This is a genomic window from Klebsiella sp. HMSC16C06, from assembly GCF_001808325.1.
Classification (GTDB): domain Bacteria; phylum Pseudomonadota; class Gammaproteobacteria; order Enterobacterales; family Enterobacteriaceae; genus Klebsiella; species Klebsiella variicola.
In genome coordinates this window covers 306771-323219 of record NZ_KV793000.1, presented here as the reverse complement: position 1 = coordinate 323219, position 16449 = coordinate 306771, and the positions used below count along the sequence as shown (strand labels likewise).

Sequence of the window (16449 nt, the reverse complement as noted above, 5' to 3'; positions counted from 1 at the left end):
CTTACTTTTTGCATGGGAATAATTTCTCACTCGTCAATATTGGATACAATATCATATATCATTGATAGGAAGAATTATAAGTATGGAACCGATTACCATCACCCTATGTTTGCTGGTGTTCGCTATCGTCATGTTCGTCTGGGAGAAAGTGCCGCTGGCAGTGACTTCCATGGTGGTTTGTGTGGCGTTAGTGGTCACTGGCGTATTGGATCTGAAGCAGGCCTTTGCCGGTTTTATCGACAGCAATGTCATTCTTTTTGTCGCCATGTTCGTCGTCGGCGGGGCGTTATTTGAAACCGGGATGGCCAATAAAGTCGGGGGGGTGATCACTCACTTCGCCAAAACGGAGAAGCAGCTGATCTTCACCATTATGGTGGTGGTTGGCGTGATGTCAGGTTTTCTCTCCAATACCGGTACAGCAGCCGTATTGATCCCGGTCGTCATTGGCGTAGCCGCCAAATCGGGGTTTTCCCGCTCGCGTTTGCTGATGCCGCTGGTGTTTGCTGCCGCGCTGGGCGGCAACCTGTCGCTGATTGGCGCGCCGGGCAACCTGATTGCGCAATCGGCTCTGCAAAATATCGGTAGCGGCTTCGGTTTCTTTGAGTATGCGAAAGTGGGTCTACCGATGCTGGTCTGCGGCATCCTCTATTTCCTGACCATTGGCTATAAGTTTCTGCCCAATAATCCAAACAGCGGGGAAGTGGGCAGCGTCGGCGAACAGCGGGATTACAGCCACGTTCCACGCTGGAAGCAGATCCTGTCCCTGGTGGTGTTGATCGCCACGATCCTCGGCATGATTTTCGAAAAACAGACCGGCATTAGCCTGGCGGTGGCCGGCTGTATCGGTGCCCTGGTGCTGGTGGTTACCGGGGTGCTGACGGAAAAGCAAGCTTACAAGGCCATTGATTCACAGACTATTTTTATCTTCGGCGGCACCCTGGCGCTGGCAAAGGCGCTGGAAATGACCGGGGCGGGCAAGCTGGTGGCTGACCAGGTTATCGGTCTACTGGGCAACAACTCCTCGCCGTTCATGCTGCTGGTGGTGGTCTTTGCCCTCTCCGTGGTGATGACCAACTTTATGTCCAATACCGCCACCGTCGCGCTGTTGGTGCCGGTGAGCCTGTCGATTGCCGCCGGTATGGGCGCCGATCCGCGTGCGGTGCTGATGGCGACGGTGATTGGCAGCTCCTGCGCCTATGCGACGCCGATCGGGATGCCCGCCAATATGATGGTGCTGTCGGCCGGGGGCTATAAGTTCGTCGATTACGCCAAATCCGGCATCCCTCTGATTATCGTTTCCACCATTGTCAGCCTGATCCTGCTGCCAATCCTTTTCCCTTTTCATCCGTAACTTACGGACGCTGTTCTGACTAAGGAGCCTTTATGAGCAAAAGCGAACAGATATCCCGCATGACCGACATCATGGCCAGATTTGTGGGATATACCGGCAAAGTATTGCCTGATGACGTCACGGCAAAACTAAAAGAGTTGCATAAGAAAGAGACCAGCCAGCTGGCGGACGTCATCTTTACCACCATGATTGAAAACCAGCGTCTGGCGAAAGAGCTGGATCGTCCCTCCTGCCAGGATACCGGCGTGATCCAGTTTCTGGTGGAGTGCGGCGCCAACTTTCCGCTGATCGGCGAACTGGAAGCGCTGCTGCGCGAATCGGTGATCAAAGCCACCGTCGAATCCCCGCTGCGTCATAACAGCGTCGAGACCTTTGATGAATACAACACCGGTAAAAACGTCGGTAAAGGTACGCCGACGGTCTTCTGGGAGATCGTTCCCAATTCCGATCAGTGCAGCATCTACACCTATATGGCTGGCGGCGGCTGCTCGCTGCCGGGTAAAGCGATGGTGTTAATGCCTGGCGCTGGCTATGAAGGGGTGACCCGCTTTGTGCTGGATGTGATGACCAGCTATGGCCTGAACGCCTGTCCGCCATTGCTGGTTGGCGTTGGGGTGGCAACGTCGGTGGAAACCGCGGCGCTGCTGTCGAAGAAAGCGCTGATGCGCCCGATTGGCTCGCACAATGATAACGAACGGGCGGCATCGCTGGAAAAAATGCTCGAAGACGGCATCAACAAAATCGGTCTGGGCCCGCAGGGGATGTCCGGCAATACCTCCGTGATGGGCGTCAATATCGAAAATACCGCACGCCATCCTTCCACCATTGGCGTGGCGGTCAACGTCGGCTGCTGGTCGCACCGCAAAGGACATATCGTTTTCTATAAAGACCTGAACTACACCATTACGTCTCACACAGGAGTGGCATTCTGATGGCTAAAAAAATACTCACTACGCCCATTAAAGATGAAGATTTAGCTGATATTAAAGCGGGCGATATCATTTATCTCAACGGCCATATTGTGACCTGTCGCGATGTGGCTCATCGTCGCTTAATTGAGGGCGGGCGTGAATTACCGGTCAATGTTGCCGGTGGCGCGATATTGCATGCCGGGCCGATTGTGCGACCGATTAAAGGTTCGGAAGATAAATTTGAAATGGTCTCCGTTGGGCCGACCACCAGTATGCGCATGGAGAAATTTGAAAAAGAGTTTATTGCCAGGACTGGCGTGAAATTAATCGTTGGTAAAGGCGGTATGGGGAAGGGAACCGAAGAGGGTTGCGCCGAGCATAAAGCCTTGCACTGCGTGTTCCCGGCCGGCTGCGCGGTCGTCGCCGCGGTCTGCGTGGAAGAAATCGAAGATGCGCAGTGGCGTGATTTAGGGATGCCGGAAACCTTATGGGTATGTCGGGTGAAAGAGTTCGGGCCGTTAATTGTCTCAATCGATACCCACGGCAATAACCTGTTTGAGCAGAATAAAGTGATCTTTAATCAGCGCAAAGACATTGTCGCCGATGAAATCTGCAAACATGTGAGCTTCATTAAATAACCCCGATTGAATATATAGCGCAGTAATGGCAGCGGCAGCTGACTGCTAAACAGAGGCTTCTGACCAGGCGGTCCGGGGAAATCCACTCGGCTAACGCGGTCTGCTGTTAGCCATTATTGCGCCCCCTCCCAAAGGCTATTTTATGACTGACAATGCCGTCCTGTTAGGCGAAGGCTTCACCCTGATGTTTCTCGGCATGGGCTTTGTGCTGGTGTTCCTGCTGCTGCTCATTTTCGCCATCCGGGGAATGTCCCTCGCCGTCAACCGCCTGTTTCCCGAGCCGCCTGCCGCCCCCAAACCGGCCCCGGCCGCGCCCGCCGACGACTTCGCCCGCTTAAAGCCGGCGATTGTCGCCGCCATTCACCACCATCGCCGTCTTCACCCTTAATTCACGGAGGAATTTATGACCGTTGCCATTACCGATGTCGTCCTGCGCGACGCCCACCAGTCCCTGTTCGCCACCCGTCTGCGTCTCGACGATATGCTCCCCGTCGCCGCTCAGCTGGATGACGTCGGCTACCGCTCCCTTGAGTGCTGGGGCGGCGCCACCTTTGACGCCTGCATCCGCTTCCTCGGCGAGGACCCGTGGGTCCGCCTGCGCGAGCTGAAAAAGGCGATGCCGAAGACCCCGCTGCAGATGCTGCTCCGCGGCCAGAACCTGCTCGGCTACCGCCACTACGCCGACGACGTGGTGGAGCGCTTCGTGGAGCGCGCCGTCAAAAACGGCATGGACGTCTTCCGCGTCTTCGACGCCATGAACGACCCGCGCAACATGCAGGCCGCCCTGCAGGCGGTCCGCCGCCACGGCGCCCACGCCCAGGGCACGCTTTCGTACACCACCAGCCCGGCGCACACCCTGCAGACCTGGCTCGACCTCACCGAACAGCTGCTGGAGACCGGCGTCGACTCCGTCGCCATCAAGGACATGTCCGGCATTCTGACGCCGCATGCCGCCTTTGAGCTGGTCAGCGAAATCAAAAAACGCTACGACGTCACCCTGCACCTGCACTGTCATGCCACCACCGGGATGGCGGAGATGGCCCTGCTGAAGGCCATTGAAGCCGGGGTCGACGGCGTGGATACGGCGATTTCGTCCATGAGCGCCACCTACGGCCACCCGGCCACCGAGGCGCTGGTCGCCACCCTCGCCGGCACGCAATATGACACCGGGCTGGATATCCACAAGCTGGAGAGCATCGCCGCGTACTTCCGCGAGGTGCGTAAGAAGTACCACGCCTTCGAAGGCCAGCTGAAGGGCACCGACAGCCGTATCCTCGTCGCCCAGGTCCCGGGCGGGATGCTCACCAACCTCGAAAGCCAGCTGAAGCAGCAGAATGCCGCGGACAAACTCGACCTGGTGCTGGCGGAAATCCCCCGCGTGCGCGAGGACCTCGGCTTCATCCCGCTGGTCACCCCGACCTCGCAGATTGTCGGCACCCAGGCGGTGCTCAACGTCCTGACCGGCGAGCGCTACAAAACCATCGCGAAGGAGACCGCCGGTATCCTGAAGGGTGAGTACGGCCGCACCCCGGCGCCGGTGAACGCCGCCCTGCAGGCGCGGGTGCTTGACGGCGCTGACCCGGTGACCTGCCGCCCGGCCGACCTGCTGAAGCCGGAGCTGGCGCAGCTGGAAGCCGACGTCAGACGCCAGGCGCAGGAGAAAGGCATCACCCTTGCCGAAAACGCCATCGACGACGTGCTCACCGTGGCCCTGTTCCCGCAGCCCGGCCTGAAGTTCCTCGAAAACCGCCACAACCCGGCAGCCTTTGAGCCGGTACCGCAGGCGGAAGCCGCGCAGCCGCTGGCAAAAGCAGAAAAACCAGCCGCCTCCGGTATCTACACCGTGGAGGTGGAAGGCAAAGCCTTTGTGGTCAAAGTCAGCGACGGCGGCGACGTCAGCCAGCTCAGCGCCGCGCCGGTGGCCGCTGCGCCTGCTGCCGCCCCGGCTCCGGCCGGCGCCGGCACCCCGGTGACCGCCCCGCTGGCGGGCACTATCTGGAAGGTGCTGGCCGCGGAAGGCCAGACGGTGTCCGAAGGCGAGGTGCTGCTGATTCTGGAAGCCATGAAGATGGAGACCGAAATCCGCGCCGCGCAGGCCGGGACCGTGCGCGGCATCGCGGTGAAAGCCGGCGACGCGGTGGCGGTCGGCGACACTCTGCTGCAGCTGGCGTAAGGACGAGGAGCGGAAATGGAAAGTCTGAACGCCCTGATTCAGGGCATGGGGCTGATGCACCTGGGGGCTGGCCAGGCGGTGATGCTGCTGGTCAGCCTGCTGCTGCTGTGGCTGGCGATTGCGAAGAAGTTTGAGCCGTTACTGCTGCTGCCGATTGGCTTCGGCGGCCTGCTGTCGAACATCCCGGAGGCCGGGCTGGCGCTCACCGCCCTGGAGAGCCTGCTGGCCCACCACGACCCGGCGCAGCTGGCGGTGATTGCCGCGAAGCTCCACTGCGCGCCGGACGTCCACGCCATCAAAGAGGCACTGGCGCTGGCCCTGCCGTCGGTGCAGGGGCAGATGGAGAGCCTCGCGGTGGACATGGGCTACTCCGCCGGGGTGCTGGCCATCTTCTATAAGGTGGCCATCGGCTCGGGCATCGCGCCGCTGGTCATCTTTATGGGCGTCGGGGCGATGACCGATTTCGGCCCGCTGCTGGCCAACCCGCGCACCCTGCTGCTGGGGGCGGCGGCGCAGTTCGGTATCTTCGCCACCGTCCTCGGAGCGCTGACGCTGAACTACTTCGGCATCATCAGCTTCACCCTGCCGCAGGCGGCGGCCATCGGGATTATCGGCGGCGCCGACGGCCCGACGGCGATTTACCTGTCGGGCAAGCTGGCGCCGGAGCTGCTGGGGGCCATCGCGGTGGCGGCCTACTCCTACATGGCGCTGGTGCCGCTGATCCAGCCGCCGATCATGAAGGCGCTGACCACGGATAAGGAGCGGAAGATCCGCATGGTGCAGCTGCGCACGGTGAGTAAGCGGGAGAAGATCCTCTTCCCGGCGGTGCTGTTACTGCTGGTGGCGCTCCTGCTGCCGGACGCCGCGCCGCTGCTGGGGATGTTCTGCTTCGGCAACCTGATGCGCGAGAGCGGCGTGGTGGAGCGGCTGAGCGATACGGTGCAGAACGCGCTGATCAACATCGTGACCATCTTCCTCGGACTGTCGGTGGGGGCCAAGCTGGTGGCGGACAAGTTCCTGCAGCCGCAGACGCTGGGGATCCTGGTGCTGGGGGTGATCGCCTTCTGCGTGGGCACCGCGGCCGGGGTGCTGATGGCGAAGCTGATGAACGTGTTCAGCCGGCACAAAATCAACCCGCTGATCGGCTCGGCGGGGGTGTCGGCGGTGCCGATGGCGGCGCGGGTGTCGAACAAAGTGGGTCTGGAAGCGGACGGGCAGAACTTCCTGCTGATGCACGCCATGGGCCCGAACGTGGCCGGGGTGATCGGCTCGGCGATCGCCGCCGGGGTGATGCTCAAGTACGTGCTGGCGATGTAGGCCAGCCTGTTCCCGCGGCTGGCATACCGGCCGCGGAGATTTCTCATAAGGAGACGGTGATGAATGAAGCCATAGCATGCTGTCCGGAAAACCGGACATCAACACGGGAGGCGGTGGTTGACGCCATGCTGGCGTCAGGCGATGAACTTGCACAACTGCAGCCGGCGCTGAACCTGCTTTCGCCCCCGCTGAACGCCACGCCTGGTGAAGCGCTGCTGGCCAGCTGTTATGAGGCCGGCGCTGACCATAACGCTGACGAGGCGACACGGGCGGTGATCGCCTTACCGGCGGCGGTCGTGCGCTCTGCGACGCCCTCGCTGCAGCGCAGCGGTCTGCTGTGCATGGCGGCCGGGGCGCTCAGCGCCCGGCAACTTCCGCTGACGCACAACCAGCTGTGCGACGTGGCGGGGCAGTTCGCCCGCGCTATTCCTGAAGGCGATGAAGAGGCGGGCAGTGGATTTTATACCGTGCGCAGCGTGTCCCTGCCCGTCTACCGGCGGCTGCGGCGGGATAACCATTCGCACAGCGTCTGTCTGCAGCAGGCGCTGCTGCATTTGCTGGCCTGGAAGAGTGAGTCGCCCTGGGCGCGGCAGCAGGCGCAGCGCCTGCTCTGGCAGGGTGGCGTGCTGGGTGAGAAGGGGGAATTTGCGCTACTGACGCTGGATGATGAGCTTCGCGAGCGACAGATAGTCTGGCCCGCGCTGAGATCGCTGCTGGCGGTGACCGGGTTTCTGGTCAGATTCCCGGCCGGTCCGGTATTTAGCGATTAACGAGGCTCCCCAAACGGGGAGCCGTTTAGTTGGTGGCCGGGTATTCCTGAACGGCGATATGGAGCGTAATTTTCTTATCATCACGCATGATGACTACCGGAATTTCCGATCCCGGGCGGATCTCGGCCACCTGATCCATCGTCTCCAGTGCAGAAACTGCAGGTTTGTCATTCACGGAGATGATCACGTCGTTGGCGCGGATCCCGGCTTGTGCTGCGGGGCCATCAGGCGCCACATCGTTAACCACGATCCCCTGGATCTGATCGATCCCGCCGCCCTGCGCGTGCAGCGGGGCGATCTCCCGGCCGCTAATGCCGATATAGCCGCGGATCACCCGGCCATCCCGGATCAGCTTATCCATAATTTTGGTCGCTAACTGGAACGGGATCGCAAAGCCAATGCCTTCCGGCGTTTCGCCGTCATTGCTCTTGTCAAAGGAGAGGGTGTTAATCCCCATCAGCTCGCCGAGGGAGTTCACCAGCGCCCCACCCGAGTTACCGTGGTTAATCGAGGCGTCAGTCTGCAGGAAGTTCTGGCGGCCGGTCGGGTTGAGGCCAATGCGCCCTGTGGCGCTGATGATCCCCTGAGTGATGGTCTGCCCCAGGTTATAGGGATTGCCAATCGCCAGGACGACATCGCCAATATGCGGCGTGCGTTTCGGGTTGATCGGGATCACCGGCAGCCCGCCGGTGGCGTTGATCTTCAGCACGGCGAGGTCAGTCAGGGTGTCGGATCCGACCAGCAGCGCTTCGAAGACGCGGCCGTCCTGCAGTGCGACAATGATCTGATCGGCATCATTGATAACATGCTTGTTGGTCAGGATATAGCCGCGCTGATCCATGATCACCCCGGAGCCAAGCGTCAGCTGATTATGGCTGGTGCTGTTCAGGGCGCGGTTATAGACGTTCACCACGGCGGGCGCCGCGCGGCGTACGGCGGCGTTATAGCTCACAGGGGAGTCGTCTGCCGTATCGTTTTGGGTGGTCGGCGTCAGCTGCCACTGGCGCAGCGATGGCATCAGGGCCAGCAGCAGTCCCCCGACAATCAAACCGATGAGTATCGAACGTAATAACTTTCCAGGCATGATGCAAATATCGTTAATGAATGGTCAGACGCAGCATAGCATGAGTTGTCCGGACATCGCACATGGCGGCGATGTCCGGGAAGACAATCAGCGTAGCAGCAGATAGATGCTTTCGTTGCCGCGGATCACATTCAGGGCGATGACCGGCGGTTTGCCTTCAAGCACTTTGCGCAGTTCGGCAATCGAATGAATACGTTCCCGGTTAAGGCCAATGATAATGTCATCCTTATGCAGGCCGACCTGGGCGGCGGCGCTGCCTTTATCGACATTATCGATCACCACGCCTTTGGTACCGTCCTTCATCTGACCATCGCTGAACGAGGCTCCCTGCAGGGCAGGGATAATCAGCTCGGCGCTGGCGGTGGAGGAGGTGCTCTTATCCAGCGTCACTTCGACATCGACCGGTTTTCCGTCGCGCAGCAGGCCCAGTTTGACCTTGGTCCCCGGTTCGGTTGTAGCGATACGCGAGCGCAGTTCGGCAAAACTGTTCAGCGGCTTGCCGTTCAGACTGACAATGACGTCGCCGGATTTGATCCCTGCTTTGGCGGAACCGGAGTTTGGTAACACTTCACTGACGAAGGCGCCGCGCTGAACGTCGAGATTCATCGCCTTAGCGATATCGGCGCTCATTTCCATGCCTTTAATGCCCAGCAGGCCGCGCTTGATTTCGCCAAACTGAATGAGCTGGTCGGCGAGGGTTTTCGCCATGTTGCTTGGAATGGCGAAGCCGATACCGATGCTACCGCCGCCCGGCGCCAGGATCGCGGTGTTGATCCCGATAAGCTCGCCGTTGAGGTTCAACAGCGCGCCGCCGGAGTTACCGCGGTTAATCGAGGCATCGGTCTGGATGAAATTCTCCAGCCCTTCCAGGTTCAGGCCGCTGCGGCCAAGGGCAGAGATAATGCCGGAGGTGGCGGTCTGGCCAAGGCCGAACGGGTTGCCGACGGCGACGGCGAAGTCGCCGACGCGGAGTTTATCGGAGTCAGCAATGGCGATTTGCGTCAGGTTCGCCGGCTTGATCAGCTGCAGCAGAGCGATATCGCTCTGTTCATCGCTGCCGACCAGTTTGGCATCAAATTCACGGCCATCGTTCAGCTGGACGCTGATCTTCTGCGCCTGATTGATGACGTGATTATTGGTCAGCACGTAGCCTTTCGCTGCGTCGATGATGACGCCGGAGCCGAGCCCTTCAAACGGCTGCGCCTGCTCCTGCGGGGCGTTATCACCAAAATATTTCTTCAGCTCTTCCGGCATATTGAGCGTCGGCGAGGCGGTGCCTTCCACCTGCACGCTGACCACCGCTGGCAGGACCTTTTCCAGCATCGGCGCCAGGCTCGGTAACGCGCCCTGGCCGGGCACCTGAGTCGGTAAGGATGCTGCTGCCGGAGGCAGGGCCGACAACGATAACCCAATGCTTAACGCTAACGCACTCAACAGCAAAGTCTGTTTCTTCATTAGATGCTGGCTCTCGTAACCTGAGGTGTATGGAAAAACGTCCTGAATAACCTGATGTTATTGAATTTTTGCACAGGTAACAATGTGGGTACTGGTTTAAATTGTAGCCGGGAAGTGGGGGAAGGAGCGGGCGCGGTGAGCGCGCCCGGAGATATTTTATCAGTCGCGATCAATTAATCGCGTTTTGCGCCACCGCGCAGTAAACCGGATGCGCCTTCAGAGTAGTCGCGCGGCATCTGGACCGGCGCCTGATCGTTGCTGGCTTCAGACTCTTCCAGACGGTTGCGGAACGGGTTGGCGTCTGCCATAGAGTCCGGCAGCAGGTTGTTAGAACTTTTCGCCATATGCTGATACAGCTGACGATAGTCATGAGCCATGTTATCCAGCAGCTCGGCGCTGCGCGCGAAGTGGCTGACCAGCTCTTCACGGTATTCTTCAAGCTCGGCTTTATTCTTTTCCAGTTCGAACTGCAGCGCCTGCTGCTGGCGCAGTTTGCGGTTGCCGTAACGCATGGCGACGGCACCAATAATGATACCGACGACTAACCCAATTAGCGCGTATTCCCAGGTCATGAACATCTCCCGTTGTTTTGTGGTTCCGTAGGGTGGCTCTTAGGCTCTCCGCCTGCGCCCGATAGTGCCACTATAACCGCTAATTCCACAGAAGTGGAATCCTGGCGTATCATCGCGTAGTGTAGAACGGCCTTTTTTTCGTCAATCGTGAGCTTCGGCATTACGGTTTTCAAGGAATAACAATTAGATCATGCAAAGCCTGTCTCCAACATCGCGTTACCTTTTAGCCCTGAAAGAGGGCAGCCATCAACCCGACGACGTTCAGCAAGAAGCGGTGAGCCGCCTTGATACCATTTACCAGGAACTGCAGACTCAGCCCGCGCCCGTCGCGTCAGGCGGCGGTTTGCGCGCGAAATTCGGCAAACTGCTGGGTAAGCGCGAACCGGCTGCCGAGGCGGCACCTGTCCGCGGCCTGTATATGTGGGGCGGCGTGGGGCGGGGGAAAACCTGGCTGATGGACCTGTTTTACCAGAGTCTGCCGGGCGGGCGTAAGCAGCGCCTGCATTTCCATCGCTTCATGCTGCGCGTACACGAAGAGCTGACCACCCTGCAGGGACATAGCGACCCGCTGGAGATTGTCGCCGACCGTTTCAAGGCGGAAACGGATGTGCTCTGTTTTGACGAGTTTTTCGTCTCTGATATTACCGATGCCATGCTGTTAGGCGGGTTGATGAAAGCCCTGTTTGCCCGCGGCATCACCCTGGTCGCCACCTCCAATATTCCGCCGGATGAGCTCTATCGCAATGGCCTGCAACGGGCCCGTTTTCTGCCGGCGATCGACGCCATCAAGCAGCATTGCGATATTATGAACGTCGATGCCGGCATCGATTATCGTCTGCGTACGCTGACGCAGGCGCACCTGTGGCTGTCGCCGCTGAACAGCGAAACCCGCGAACAGATGGATAAACTGTGGCTGGCGCTGGCCGGGGCGCCGCGCGCTGCTGCCGGGCCGACGCTGGAGATCAATCACCGCGAGCTGCCCACGCTTGGCGTGGAAAACCAGACGCTGGCGGCGTCGTTCGCCACGCTGTGTGTGGATGCCCGTAGCCAGCATGACTATATTGCCCTCTCCCGTCTGTTCCACACCGTGATGCTGCTCGACGTGCCGGTGATGACCGCGCAGCTGGAGAGCGAAGCGCGGCGCTTTATCGCCCTGGTGGATGAGTTCTATGAGCGCCACGTGAAGCTGGTGGTCAGCGCCGCGGTGCCGCTGTACGACATTTATCAGGGAGAGCGGCTGAAGTTTGAGTTCCAGCGCTGTCTGTCGCGTCTGCAGGAGATGCAGAGCGAAGAGTATCTCAAGCGTCCGCATATGCCCTGACAGGGCGCTTTTTCCCGACGGATTGAGAGCCGGAAGGCCACCCCGGGGCCTGCCTGAAAAATCTCATAAAGGGGTCGATCTTTGACCCCGACTTCTCTATAATCTTGCGACCCCACGTTACGAGAAGGTTTTTTTCCCGAAACTTTCTATGCGCCGGCATAGGCTATTCGAAGGGGTAGGTTTGCTGGACAATGTCGTGTGAACCTCAACTGACTAAACGTTTGGGTGTTCACCAACGTGTAACTTATTATTTGGGTAAGCTTTTAATGAAAACTTTTACAGCTAAACCAGAAACCGTAAAACGCGACTGGTATGTTGTTGACGCGACCGGTAAAACTCTGGGCCGTCTGGCTACTGAACTGGCTCGTCGCCTGCGCGGTAAGCATAAAGCGGAATACACTCCGCACGTTGATACCGGTGATTACATCATCGTTCTGAACGCAGAAAAAGTTGCTGTAACCGGCAACAAGCGCGAAGACAAAATGTACTACCACCACACCGGCCACATCGGTGGTATCAAAGAAGCGACCTTTGAAGAGATGATTGCCCGCCGTCCTGAGCGTGTGATTGAAATCGCGGTTAAAGGCATGCTGCCAAAAGGCCCGCTGGGTCGTGCTATGTACCGTAAACTGAAAGTTTACGCGGGTAACGAGCACAACCACGCGGCACAGCAACCGCAAGTTCTTGACATCTAATCGGGATTATAGGCAATGGCTGAAAATCAATACTACGGCACTGGTCGCCGCAAAAGTTCCGCAGCTCGCGTATTCATCAAACCGGGCAACGGTAAAATCGTTATCAACCAGCGTTCTCTGGAACAGTACTTCGGTCGCGAAACTGCCCGCATGGTAGTTCGTCAGCCGCTGGAACTGGTCGACATGGTTGAGAAACTGGATCTGTACATCACTGTTAAAGGTGGTGGTATCTCTGGTCAGGCTGGTGCGATCCGTCACGGTATCACCCGCGCTCTGATGGAGTACGATGAGTCCCTGCGTGGCGAACTGCGTAAAGCAGGCTTCGTTACTCGTGACGCTCGTCAGGTTGAACGTAAGAAAGTCGGTCTGCGTAAAGCACGTCGTCGTCCGCAGTTCTCCAAACGTTAATTGTCTTCTGCTCACGCAGAACAATTTGCGAAAAAACCCGCTCCGGCGGGTTTTTTTATGGATAAAACGGCTGTTATCCACAATCATGCCGCCGGTTTTCGCCACTTTTTCAGCATTTCCAGAATCCCCTCACCACAACGTCTTCAAAATCTGGTAAACTATCATCCAATTTTCTGCCCAAATGCTGGTGATTGTTCATTTTTTGTTTTATTCGTGAACGAAGGTGACATCGCGCTACTGGGGTTTTTACATCTGGCCGGTCATGAGTGACTGGCAGCAGTACAAAATTCTGAATATACCTGGAGGTTTTCATGGCTGTCGCTGCCAACAAACGTTCGGTAATGACGCTGTTTTCTGGTCCTACTGACATCTATAGCCATCAGGTCCGCATTGTGCTGGCTGAGAAGGGTGTCAGTTTTGAGATAGAGCACGTGGAGAAGGACAACCCACCTCAGGATCTGATTGACCTCAACCCGAATCAAAGCGTACCGACGCTGGTGGATCGTGAGCTCACTCTGTGGGAATCTCGCATCATTATGGAGTATCTGGATGAGCGTTTCCCGCATCCGCCGTTAATGCCGGTTTATCCGGTGGCGCGTGGAGAAAGCCGTCTGTATATGCAACGTATCGAGAAGGACTGGTATTCGCTGATGAACACCATCCAGAGCGGTACCGCAGCGCAAGCTGATGCTGCGCGTAAGCAGCTGCGTGAAGAACTGCTGGCCATCGCGCCGGTCTTCACCCAGAAACCTTACTTCCTGAGCGACGAGTTCAGCCTGGTGGATTGCTACCTGGCGCCGCTGCTGTGGCGTTTGCCGGTTCTCGGTGTGGAACTGGTTGGCGCAGGCGCGAAAGAGCTCAAAGGCTACATGACTCGCGTATTTGAGCGTGATTCCTTCCTCGCTTCTTTAACTGAAGCCGAGCGTGAAATGCGCCTCGGTCGGGGCTAAATAATGGATGTATCACAGCTGACGCCGCGTCGCCCGTATCTGTTACGGGCGTTTTATGAGTGGCTGCTGGATAACCAGCTGACGCCGCACCTGGTGGTGGATGTCACTCTGCCGGGCGTGCTCGTACCGATGGAGTACGCGCGCGACGGTCAAATCGTTCTCAATATTGCCCCGCGTGCGGTCGGCAATCTGGAGCTGGCGAATGACGAGGTGCGTTTTAACGCGCGCTTTGGCGGCGTGCCGCGTAACGTGTCTGTTCCGCTGGCTGCGGTACTCGCCATCTATGCCCGTGAGAACGGCGCCGGCACGATGTTTGAACCGGAAGCGGCCTATGACGAAGATGTCAGCAGCCTCAACGATGATGACGTCGCGCCTGAGAGTGAAAGCGAAACGGTGATGTCGGTGATCGATGGCGATAAGCCGGATAATCACGACGACGATCCTGACGACACGCCGCCGCCGCGCGGTGGTCGCCCGGCGCTCCGCGTTGTGAAGTAACGCCTGACAGGCCCTCCGGGGCCTGTTTTTTTTCCTGCCTGCTTTGTTAACCCCGCCACACACGACGCGCCCCTGCGGCTGGTACTGTTATTGCCACACTTATCTTTCAGGGAGCAGTCATGTCTTTACTTGCACAACTGGATCGGCGTATTCGCTATTACGGTGGGTTAATTGTCTCCTGTCAGCCGGTGCCGGGCAGCCCGCTGGATAACCCCGCCATCGTCGCGGCGATGGCGCTGGCGGCGGAACAGGCGGGGGCGGTGGCGCTGCGCATAGAAGGTCTGGCCAACCTGCAGGCCGTTCGTCCGTTAGTGACGGTGCCTGTTATCGCGCTGATTAAGCGCGATCTGCATGATAGCCCGGTGCGTATTACGCCGTGGCTTGAGGATGTGAATGCCCTGGCGCAGGCGGGGGCCGATATCATTGCGGTTGACGGCACGCGGCGCCAGCGTCCGGCCTCTGTCGCATCGTTGTTGGCGGCAATTCACCGCCAGGGGAAAAACGCGATGGCAGATTGTTCCTCTCTCGACGATGCCCTGGAATGCTGGCAGTTGGGCTTCGATATGGTTGGCACTACTCTCTCCGGCTATACCGCAGAGGAGACACCGGACGAACCGGACCTGGCGCTGGTGAAAAGCCTGAGCGCCGCGGGCTGCCGAGTGGTCGCAGAGGGGCGCTACAATACGCCTGCGCAGGCGGCTGAAGCGATGCGCTGCGGCGCGTGGGCGGTGACCGTCGGCTCGGCGATCACCCGCTTAGAGCATATCTGCGGCTGGTATAATACGGCGCTGAAAGCGGCGGTTTGTCCGGCGAATGAGCAATAAAAAAGCCCGATGGCGTTAACCATCGGGCTTTTATGCGCTGAGGCTCAGAGTCTAATCAGACTTCAAGGTAGTTGAGGATCCCGTCCGCCGCTTTACGGCCTTCGGCAATCGCAGTGACCACCAGGTCGGAACCGCGAACGATATCGCCACCGGCGAAGATTTTCGGGTTGCTGGTCTGGAACGCGTTGTCGCTGCCTTCCGGCGCGATGATGCGGCCCTGAGAGTCCAGCTCGACGCTGTGCTTCGCCAGCCACTCCATGCTGTGCGGACGGAAGCCAAAGGCCATTACCACCGCATCAGCCGGCACCACGTGTTCAGAACCAGCGACGATCTCCGCGCGACGGCGGCCTTTCGCGTCCGGCTGGCCCATCTCGGTGCGCGCCATCTTCACGCCGCACACTTTGCCATTGGCATTCACTTCCACGCCCAGCGGCTGGACGTTGAACTGGAACTCAACGCCTTCTTCACGCGCGTTTTTCACTTCGCGTTTTGAACCGGGCATGTTCTCTTCGTCACGACGATAGGCACAGATCACGTGCGCCGCATTCTGACGAATGGAGGTCCGCACGCAGTCCATCGCGGTGTCGCCACCGCCGAGCACGACCACGCGTTTGCCTTCCATGCTGACGTAGGGCTCATCAGCTGTTTCGCCAAAGCCCATGATCTGCTTGGTGTTAGCGATCAGGAACGGCAGCGCGTCGTAGACGCCCGGGGCGTCTTCGTTGTCCAGTCCACCGCGCATCGACTGATAGGTCCCGACGCCGAGGAACACGGCATCATACTCTTTCAGCAGGTCGTCGAGCTGTACGTCGCGGCCCACTTCGGTATTGAGTTTGAACTCAATGCCCATGCCGGTGAAGATTTCACGGCGGCGGGTCATCACCTCTTTTTCCAGCTTGAACGCCGGGATACCGAAGGTCAGCAGGCCGCCGATTTCCGGATGGCGGTCAAACACCACCGCCTTGACGCCGTTGCGGGTCAGCACGTCGGCACAAGCGAGGCCCGCCGGGCCAGCGCCGATGATCGCGACGGTTTTACCGGTCGGCTTCACGCCGGAGAGATCCGGACGCCAGCCCATTTCGAATGCTTTGTCATTGATATAGCGTTCGATGTTGCCGATGGTCACCGCGCCGAACTCATCGTTCAGCGTACAGGAGCCTTCACACAGGCGGTCCTGCGGGCAAACGCGCCCGCAGACTTCTGGCAGGGTGTTGGTCTGATGCGACAGCTCAGCCGCCTCAAAAATACGCCCCTCGTTGGCCAGCTTCAGCCAGTTCGGGATGTAGTTATGCACCGGGCATTTCCATTCACAGTACGGGTTGCCGCAGGAGAGGCAGCGATCTGCCTGCGCCTTGGCCTGGCCTTCTGAAAACGGCTCGTAAATTTCCACAAACTCAATTTTACGGATCTTCAGCGGTTTCTTTGGCGGATCAACGCGCTGCAGGTCGATAAATTGATAAACGTTCTGACTCATCTTAACCC

Annotated in this window: 18 protein-coding genes; 14 read left to right on the top strand and 4 right to left on the bottom strand. The window is 58.9% G+C overall.

The genetic code is table 11. From position 1 onward, the window contains the following. Positions 1 to 82: 82 nt before the first annotated feature. The 7 genes from HMPREF3142_RS12870 to HMPREF3142_RS12840 all read left to right on the top strand — a co-directional run bounded on the left by HMPREF3142_RS12870 (position 83) and on the right by HMPREF3142_RS12840 (position 7160). Complete coding sequence (locus HMPREF3142_RS12870) at positions 83 to 1351, top strand: SLC13 family permease (RefSeq protein ID WP_008806675.1); 1269 nt, start codon at positions 83 to 85, stop codon at positions 1349 to 1351. A gap of 32 nt (positions 1352 to 1383) precedes the next feature. After that, positions 1384 to 2283, top strand: a complete 900-nt coding sequence (ttdA, locus tag HMPREF3142_RS12865; RefSeq protein ID WP_070612115.1) for a L(+)-tartrate dehydratase subunit alpha — start codon at positions 1384 to 1386, stop codon at positions 2281 to 2283. After that, positions 2283 to 2900 (top strand): L(+)-tartrate dehydratase subunit beta, encoded by a 618-nt coding sequence (gene ttdB, locus HMPREF3142_RS12860; RefSeq protein ID WP_008806673.1) that lies wholly within the window; start codon positions 2283 to 2285, stop codon positions 2898 to 2900. The genes ttdA and ttdB overlap by 1 nt, the downstream gene beginning before the upstream one ends. Before the next feature lie 142 nt (positions 2901 to 3042). Continuing rightward, positions 3043 to 3288: an oxaloacetate decarboxylase subunit gamma gene (locus HMPREF3142_RS12855; protein ID WP_032736653.1), complete on the top strand. Its 246-nt coding sequence runs from the start codon at positions 3043 to 3045 to the stop codon at positions 3286 to 3288. A gap of 15 nt (positions 3289 to 3303) precedes the next feature. After that, positions 3304 to 5073 (top strand): sodium-extruding oxaloacetate decarboxylase subunit alpha, encoded by a 1770-nt coding sequence (oadA, locus tag HMPREF3142_RS12850; RefSeq protein ID WP_070612114.1) that lies wholly within the window; start codon positions 3304 to 3306, stop codon positions 5071 to 5073. 15 nt (positions 5074 to 5088) lie between these two features. Next, the gene (locus HMPREF3142_RS12845; RefSeq protein ID WP_004147009.1) at positions 5089 to 6390 is read left to right on the top strand and encodes an oxalacetate decarboxylase subunit beta; all 1302 of its coding nucleotides are present in this window, start codon (positions 5089 to 5091) and stop codon (positions 6388 to 6390) included. 59 nt (positions 6391 to 6449) lie between these two features. Continuing rightward, on the top strand, positions 6450 to 7160 hold the full coding sequence (locus HMPREF3142_RS12840; RefSeq protein WP_070612113.1) for a hypothetical protein: 711 nt from the start codon (positions 6450 to 6452) through the stop codon (positions 7158 to 7160). Positions 7161 to 7185: 25 nt separating this feature from the next. Here the strand turns inward: HMPREF3142_RS12840 and degS are convergent, their stop codons facing one another. The 3 genes from degS to zapG form a co-directional block, all read right to left on the bottom strand. Continuing rightward, positions 7186 to 8244 carry an outer membrane-stress sensor serine endopeptidase DegS gene (gene degS / locus HMPREF3142_RS12835; protein WP_008806667.1) on the bottom strand — a complete coding sequence of 353 codons (1059 nt, stop codon included), beginning with the start codon at positions 8242 to 8244 and terminating at the stop codon, positions 7186 to 7188. An 87-nt stretch (positions 8245 to 8331) separates the two neighbouring features. Next, positions 8332 to 9699, bottom strand: a complete 1368-nt coding sequence (gene degQ, locus HMPREF3142_RS12830; RefSeq protein WP_008806666.1) for a serine endoprotease DegQ — start codon at positions 9697 to 9699, stop codon at positions 8332 to 8334. A gap of 173 nt (positions 9700 to 9872) precedes the next feature. Continuing rightward, positions 9873 to 10271, bottom strand: a complete 399-nt coding sequence (gene zapG, locus HMPREF3142_RS12825; RefSeq protein ID WP_070612120.1) for a Z-ring associated protein ZapG — start codon at positions 10269 to 10271, stop codon at positions 9873 to 9875. A gap of 190 nt (positions 10272 to 10461) precedes the next feature. Here zapG and zapE point away from each other — a divergent pair, with 190 nt between their 5' ends. The 7 genes from zapE (at position 10462) to HMPREF3142_RS12795 (ending at position 14967) form a co-directional block, all read left to right on the top strand. Beyond that, positions 10462 to 11592: a cell division protein ZapE gene (gene zapE / locus HMPREF3142_RS12820; protein ID WP_070612112.1), complete on the top strand. Its 1131-nt coding sequence runs from the start codon at positions 10462 to 10464 to the stop codon at positions 11590 to 11592. A 266-nt stretch (positions 11593 to 11858) separates the two neighbouring features. Continuing rightward, positions 11859 to 12287 carry a 50S ribosomal protein L13 gene (gene rplM / locus HMPREF3142_RS12815; protein ID WP_002918559.1) on the top strand — a complete coding sequence of 143 codons (429 nt, stop codon included), beginning with the start codon at positions 11859 to 11861 and terminating at the stop codon, positions 12285 to 12287. A 15-nt stretch (positions 12288 to 12302) separates the two neighbouring features. After that, positions 12303 to 12695 (top strand): 30S ribosomal protein S9, encoded by a 393-nt coding sequence (rpsI, locus tag HMPREF3142_RS12810; protein ID WP_000829815.1) that lies wholly within the window; start codon positions 12303 to 12305, stop codon positions 12693 to 12695. Between the two features lie 57 nt (positions 12696 to 12752). Then, a complete protein-coding gene (locus HMPREF3142_RS29040) occupies positions 12753 to 12965 on the top strand; it encodes a hypothetical protein (RefSeq protein ID WP_136047529.1) in 213 nt (70 codons plus the stop codon). A 41-nt stretch (positions 12966 to 13006) separates the two neighbouring features. Beyond that, positions 13007 to 13645 (top strand): stringent starvation protein SspA, encoded by a 639-nt coding sequence (gene sspA / locus HMPREF3142_RS12805; RefSeq protein ID WP_002918467.1) that lies wholly within the window; start codon positions 13007 to 13009, stop codon positions 13643 to 13645. Between the two features lie 3 nt (positions 13646 to 13648). Then, a complete protein-coding gene (gene sspB, locus HMPREF3142_RS12800; RefSeq protein WP_008806663.1) occupies positions 13649 to 14143 on the top strand; it encodes a ClpXP protease specificity-enhancing factor in 495 nt (164 codons plus the stop codon). Positions 14144 to 14262: 119 nt separating this feature from the next. Next, positions 14263 to 14967 carry an N-acetylmannosamine-6-phosphate 2-epimerase gene (locus HMPREF3142_RS12795; protein WP_032733862.1) on the top strand — a complete coding sequence of 235 codons (705 nt, stop codon included), beginning with the start codon at positions 14263 to 14265 and terminating at the stop codon, positions 14965 to 14967. Between the two features lie 55 nt (positions 14968 to 15022). Here the strand turns inward: HMPREF3142_RS12795 and gltD are convergent, their stop codons facing one another. Then, positions 15023 to 16441, bottom strand: a complete 1419-nt coding sequence (gltD, locus tag HMPREF3142_RS12790; protein ID WP_008806661.1) for a glutamate synthase subunit GltD — start codon at positions 16439 to 16441, stop codon at positions 15023 to 15025. Between the last annotated feature and the right edge of the window lie 8 nt (positions 16442 to 16449).

Coding starts and splice junctions, on each gene's coding strand:
- sspB (WP_008806663.1), top strand. CDS start 13,649: ATGGATGTATCACAGCTGACGCCGCGTCGCCCGTATCTGTTACGGGCG.
- ttdA (WP_070612115.1), top strand. CDS start 1,384: ATGAGCAAAAGCGAACAGATATCCCGCATGACCGACATCATGGCCAGA.
- degQ (WP_008806666.1), bottom strand. CDS start 9,699: ATGAAGAAACAGACTTTGCTGTTGAGTGCGTTAGCGTTAAGCATTGGG.
- gltD (WP_008806661.1), bottom strand. CDS start 16,441: ATGAGTCAGAACGTTTATCAATTTATCGACCTGCAGCGCGTTGATCCG.
- degS (WP_008806667.1), bottom strand. CDS start 8,244: ATGCCTGGAAAGTTATTACGTTCGATACTCATCGGTTTGATTGTCGGG.
- HMPREF3142_RS29040 (WP_136047529.1), top strand. CDS start 12,753: ATGGATAAAACGGCTGTTATCCACAATCATGCCGCCGGTTTTCGCCAC.
- HMPREF3142_RS12855 (WP_032736653.1), top strand. CDS start 3,043: ATGACTGACAATGCCGTCCTGTTAGGCGAAGGCTTCACCCTGATGTTT.
- HMPREF3142_RS12870 (WP_008806675.1), top strand. CDS start 83: ATGGAACCGATTACCATCACCCTATGTTTGCTGGTGTTCGCTATCGTC.
- HMPREF3142_RS12845 (WP_004147009.1), top strand. CDS start 5,089: ATGGAAAGTCTGAACGCCCTGATTCAGGGCATGGGGCTGATGCACCTG.
- zapE (WP_070612112.1), top strand. CDS start 10,462: ATGCAAAGCCTGTCTCCAACATCGCGTTACCTTTTAGCCCTGAAAGAG.
- HMPREF3142_RS12840 (WP_070612113.1), top strand. CDS start 6,450: ATGAATGAAGCCATAGCATGCTGTCCGGAAAACCGGACATCAACACGG.
- ttdB (WP_008806673.1), top strand. CDS start 2,283: ATGGCTAAAAAAATACTCACTACGCCCATTAAAGATGAAGATTTAGCT.
- HMPREF3142_RS12795 (WP_032733862.1), top strand. CDS start 14,263: ATGTCTTTACTTGCACAACTGGATCGGCGTATTCGCTATTACGGTGGG.
- rpsI (WP_000829815.1), top strand. CDS start 12,303: ATGGCTGAAAATCAATACTACGGCACTGGTCGCCGCAAAAGTTCCGCA.
- oadA (WP_070612114.1), top strand. CDS start 3,304: ATGACCGTTGCCATTACCGATGTCGTCCTGCGCGACGCCCACCAGTCC.
- zapG (WP_070612120.1), bottom strand. CDS start 10,271: ATGACCTGGGAATACGCGCTAATTGGGTTAGTCGTCGGTATCATTATT.
- sspA (WP_002918467.1), top strand. CDS start 13,007: ATGGCTGTCGCTGCCAACAAACGTTCGGTAATGACGCTGTTTTCTGGT.
- rplM (WP_002918559.1), top strand. CDS start 11,859: ATGAAAACTTTTACAGCTAAACCAGAAACCGTAAAACGCGACTGGTAT.